This is a genomic window from Stenotrophomonas sp. 278 (assembly GCF_003935715.1).
Taxonomy (GTDB): domain Bacteria; phylum Pseudomonadota; class Gammaproteobacteria; order Xanthomonadales; family Xanthomonadaceae; genus Stenotrophomonas; species Stenotrophomonas maltophilia_AH.
Window position 1 is genome coordinate 1 of the sequence record NZ_RHPP01000259.1, and the last position, 2,417, is coordinate 2,417.

Annotated in this window: 2 protein-coding genes; both read left to right on the plus strand. The window is 67.8% G+C overall.

Features of this window, described 5'->3' with window-relative positions:
- Positions 1-568, plus strand: a 568-nt coding sequence (locus EGJ34_RS21370; RefSeq protein WP_148100554.1) for a class III extradiol ring-cleavage dioxygenase, incomplete at its 5' end; no start/stop codon positions are given.
- 74 nt (positions 569-642) lie between these two features.
- Positions 643-2,286, plus strand: coding sequence for a Na+/H+ antiporter (locus EGJ34_RS21375; protein ID WP_125362409.1), 1,644 nt, complete (start codon positions 643-645; stop codon positions 2,284-2,286).
- The last annotated feature ends 131 nt before the right edge of the window (positions 2,287-2,417 follow it).

Sequence of the window (2,417 nt, forward strand, 5' to 3'; positions counted from 1 at the left end):
GCAGTACCCGGCCCCGGGCGACCCGACGCTGGCCGCCGAGGTGGCCCAGCGCCTGGCCTCGGCCGGCCTGCCGACCATGCAGGACCCGCAGCGCGGGCTCGACCACGGTGCCTGGGTGCCGCTGCGCCTGCTGTATCCGGATGCGGACATTCCGGTCGTACCTTTGGCCCTGCAGCCGATGCTGGGGCCTGCCCATCAGTTTGCGCTGGGCCGCGCGCTGGCCCCGCTGCGCGAGGACGGCGTGCTGCTGATCGGTTCGGGCAGCATCACCCACAACCTGCATGACTTCCGCGCGTATCACAGCGGTGGCGAGGCCCCCTACGTGCGACCCTTCATTGAATGGGTCGAGCAGCGCCTGCAGGCCAACGATACCGAAGCGCTGCTGGACTACCGCCGCCAGGCTCCGTACGCGGAGCGTGCGCATCCCACCGACGAACACTTCCAGCCACTGCATTTCGCGATGGGGGCGGCCGGTGGCGAGCCGCTGGGTGCGCAGCGCATCGATGCCGGCATTGATGCCGGCATGCTGGCGATGGACATCTATCGCTTCGACGGCGCAGCGGCCTAGCGCCTGTCCGCCAACTGAGCCGGAGGTCGGTTGCCGTGTTCAGGTAGCAGCACCGGTGTGGTAGTTTTTTCAGCATGCATACGATTGAAGTGGTCCTGGCCATGCTGGTCGCCGTGGTGGCCAGCGGCTACCTGGTGCGCGTGTTGCCGCTGTCATTGCCATTACCGCTGGTGCAGATCGGCCTGGGTGCGGTCATTGCCGGCGTGTTCAATCGCGGCCACGCGCTGCAGCCGGAAATGTTCTTCCTGCTGTTCCTGCCGCCGCTGCTGTTCCTGGACGGCTGGCGCATTCCCAAGCAGGGGTTGTTCCGCGACAAAGGCGTGATCCTCGAGCTGGCGTTCGGGCTGGTGATCTTCACCGTGATCGGCGCGGGCCTGCTGATCCACTGGATGATTCCGGTGATGCCGCTGGGCGTGGCGTTCGCGCTGGCGGCGATCATCTCGCCGACCGACCCGGTGGCGGTGAGCTCAATTGCCTCGCGCATGCCGATTCCGAAGCGGCTGATGCATATTCTGGAAGGCGAGTCGCTGTTGAACGATGCCTCCGGTCTGGTCTGCTTCCGCTTCGCGGTGGCCGCGGTGATGACCGGTTCGTTCTCGCTGGCGACCGCCTCGCTGACCTTCCTGTGGGTGGCGGTGGCCGGCCTGGCCATTGGCGTGGCGGTCACCTTGGGCGTGTCCACCTTCCAGCGCTGGCTGTGGCGGCGCTTCGGCGAAGAACCGGGTGCGGCGCTGCTGGTCAACCTGCTGATCCCGTTTGCGGCCTATCTGCTGGCCGAAGAGGCAAAGGCCTCAGGCATTCTGGCGGCCGTGGCCGCCGGCATCACCATGAGCTACGTCGAGCTCACCGGTCGCGTCTCCGGCAGCATGCGGGTGCAGCGCACCGCGGTGTGGAACATGCTGCAGTTCAGCTTCAACGGCATCATGTTCGTGCTGCTGGGCGAGCAGCTGCCGGGCATCGTTGAGCGTGCGATCGACACGGTGAATGAGAGCGGCCACCACAGCGCGTGGTGGTTGCTGGTGTACGTGGTGGTGATCAACCTGGCGCTGGTGGCGCTGCGCCTGTTGTGGGTGTGGCTGTCGCTGCGCTGGAGCCTGCTGCGCGCGCGCCACCGCGGCGAAGAACGCCCGGTGACCCCCTGGCGGGTGGTGGTGGCGACCTCGGTAGCCGGCGTGCGCGGTGCGATCACCCTGGCCGGCGTGCTCACCCTGCCGTTGTTCCTGCCGGATGGATCGGCATTCCCGGCGCGTGACCTGGTGATTTTCCTGGCCGCGGCGGTGATCCTGTTCTCGCTGATCGGGGCCAGCGTGGCGCTGCCGCGCCTGCTGAAGGGACTGCAGCTGCCGGCCGACTCGGGTGATCGCAAGGAAGAAGACCTTGCGCGACGGCTGGCATCCAAGGCCGCCCTGGCCGGCGTGGAGCGCATGCGCCAGCAGCTGGTGCAGAACCAGAACACCGAGAACGTGCAGCTGTACAACGACGCTGCTGCGCGGGTGAGCCTGCTGTACCAGCGCAACCTGGAGAAGGAACACGGGCCCGATGCGGACCCGGAGAAGGTGAAGCGGATGGAGCAGGGCTACCGCCAGCTGCGCAACGCCGGGCTCACCGCCGAGCGCGAGGAGCTGTTCCGGCTGACCCGGCGCGGGAGCATTTCCGATGAGATCTCGCGCAAGCTGATCCGCAATCTGGACCTGCTGGAGACCCGGCAGCGGGAATGACGGTGGGGTGGTATCGGTAGCGCCGGCCGTTGGCCGGCCCGGGGGGTAGCGCCGGGCCGCCCCCCCCCCGGCCCTCACGCACAAAACCCGGGGGGGGGTGTGTTTGGGTGGTTGTCGCTATAAACGGGGTG